Raw genomic sequence first — 2,717 nt, forward strand, 5'->3', positions numbered from 1 at the left:
GGGGCTCACGAGCACGCCGGCCTGACCCGCCTGCCGCATCGTCTGGGCCAGCCTGTGCTTCTCGAGCCAGACGCGGATCTCCGTCTCGTGCTGCTGCTCGAAGAACTCGGCCGTCAGCGTCGTGATGTGCGCGACCTTGCCCTGGTTGTCCTGGAGCTGGAAGACGTGCGCGTTCCGCTGGAACTCGAAGAAGTCGTAGGAGGTGCAGAGCGGGAACTCGCGGTGCAGGTAGTCCTTCACCGCGCGGATCTTCCCCTCCTCGATCGACGGCCGGTCGAGGAACTTGCGCCACTGCGGCGCGAGCTCGCCGTTCGGGAGCTGCACGCCCTCGAGCAGCCCGCGCTTGTCGCCGGCGCCGTTCCGGCCGCGCGCGAGCTGCGCGAACGCCGTCGGCGCGGCGACCTCGCGATCGGCCGGCGGCGCCGGCGCGGGCTCCGGCTCCGGCGCCGCCAGCGCGTCGAAGCCCGCCGTAAGCTTGTCGAGGAACTTCCGCCACGTCGGGGTCAGCTCGCGGTTCGCCGGGAGCTCGACGCCCTCGAGGAGGTCGGGCTGCTTCGGCCGGGCCGCGCCGGCCTGCCTCGGCGGCTCGGGCCCGGCCACGGGGCGGCGCGGCGGCTCGGCGGGCGCGACGGTCGGTTCGGGCACCGGAGCCGGCGCGACGGCGGACGGCTCGGGCGGCGTCGTCAGGAGCTCGAGCCAGCGCGGCGTCTGACCGCCGCCACCGAGGAGGCTCTTGAAATCGACCGGCAGGGCGACGGGCTCGCGGCGCTCCTCCCGCTTCTCCTTCGGACGCTCCGGCGCGCGGCTCGCGACGGGCTCCGCGCGGCTCACGGCGGGCTCGGCGGACGCCAGCGTCTCGTGGAGCCGCAGCGCGCGCGGCGCCGGCACCGCGTCGTGAGACGCCGCCGGGACGCGATCGCGGTCCACAGGATCCAGGTAGAAGCCGGTGGCATCGTCGACGTCGACGCAGCGGAACTCGAAGCAGTCCACCGCGGGGAGCTTCAGCAGCTTGAGCTTGCGGACGAACGCCTCGAGCACGCGCTCGGCGATGAACACGACTCGCGGCGGCCAGCCGCCGCGCTCGTCGCCCACGAGTCGGCGCACCGACTCCGGATACTCGAGGCACCACGCGTACGCCTCGAGCATGCGGAAGAGCATCTCGTCGTCGGCCGTGAGGCCGAGCGCGACGAGGACCGGGGTGCGCCGCGCGTCCACGCCCGCGAGATCCACCGTCGAGCGGCCGAGGTTGACGCCGGCGGCGAGGATCCGACAGCCGGGCTCGATCGCCTCGGCGTGCTCGGTGACGAGCGCTTCGAGCTGCTTCAGGTTCTGCACGTCGTGCTTTCGGAATTTCAGCTTCATCCCGAACTCAGTTGAGCAACCTCGATGCCAATGGACGCGATCCCTTCGGGCTCGACAAATCAACCGTTTGCGCCGGCATCTCCGCCTTGCAAAGCGTCAGGATCCCGCCAGAATGACATCAACGAGGTGGTGGGCCGACATGATAAGAAAATGGCCGATGTTAATGTTCGGAGCGGTAACACCCTGGCCAGTGACCCGGAAAGCGCCCGAGGGGGCGAGCTACATCTCATTGATTTCCCGAGATTCCACGACCTCGAGAGTTCTCGGAAATCGTGGCATCTGGATTGCTGAGCTTTTCCTCTTCGGCTCGACGCGTGTAGTCTGTCCAGGGGAGGACCAGCGCCGAAGATGGCGGTAGCGCCAGACATGTCGTTCTCTATCAACCTCACCGCGGCGTTCAAGGAACTGGTGCAGATCGGGATCGCGCTCACCAACGAGCGTGACCTCGCGACCCTCCTCGACCGCATCCTCACCGAGGCGCGCCGCTTCACCCGCGCGGAGGCCGGGACGCTGTTCCTCCGCGAGAACGACGAGCTCCGCTTCGGCGTCGTGCAGAACGACCGGCTTTCGGCTCGCTTCGGCGACGCCGAGCTGAAGCGTCTGCTGCAGGCCGAGCCGCTGAAGCTCTCCGAGCTGAGCCTCGCCGGCTACGTCGCGATCATGGGGGAGATCGTCAACATCCCCGACACCTACACGATCCCCCCCGATCGGCCCTACAGCTTCAACCCGCTGTTCGATACCCGGTGCGACTATCGGACGCGGTCCGCGCTCGTCGTGCCGCTCCAGGACCCGAACGCGCACGTCTTCGGGGTCCTCGAGCTGATCAACGCGCTGGACCCCGCGGGCTGCGTCGTCCCCTTCGACATGGAGTACGAGATGCTCGTGCGCGCCCTGGCCTCCCAGGCGGCGGTCGCCATCCGCAACGCGCGCCTCGAGGACCTCTCGTTCAAGGACGCGCTCACCGACGTCTACAACCGCCGGTACTTCATGCTGCGGATCGACGAGGAATGGAAGCGGCACTCCCGCTTCGCCGAGCCGGTCTCGCTCGTCCTGCTCGACCTCGATCACTTCAAGGACGTCAACGACCGCTTCGGCCACCGCGCGGGCGACGAGGCGTTGAAGGAGGTCGCGCGGCTCCTCGTCAAGCACTCGCGGAACTTCACGATCGTCACCCGGTACGGCGGCGACGAGTTCGCGGTGCTCCTGGTGAACACGCCGAAGGCCGGCGCGGTCACCTACGCGAACCGGATCCGTGACGTGATCGCGCAGCACGCGTTCATGCACGGCTCCGTCACGGTCAGCCTCGGCGTCGCCAGCCTGCCGGAGGACGCGGCGAACAGCGATGACCTCGTGGC

The 2,717-nt window shown here is 69.1% G+C and carries 2 protein-coding genes; one reads left to right on the top strand and one right to left on the bottom strand.

The window, feature by feature from the left end; translation table 11 throughout:
• A partial coding sequence (locus VKG64_12365; protein HKB25833.1) for a hypothetical protein occupies positions 1 to 1,362 on the bottom strand: 1,362 nt, incomplete at its 3' end.
• A 366-nt stretch (positions 1,363 to 1,728) separates the two neighbouring features.
• Here VKG64_12365 and VKG64_12370 point away from each other — a divergent pair.
• On the top strand, positions 1,729 to 2,717 hold a 989-nt coding region (locus VKG64_12370), incomplete at its 3' end, for a sensor domain-containing diguanylate cyclase (GenBank protein HKB25834.1).

This window comes from Candidatus Methylomirabilota bacterium (assembly GCA_035260325.1).
GTDB lineage: Bacteria > Methylomirabilota > Methylomirabilia > Rokubacteriales > CSP1-6 > AR19.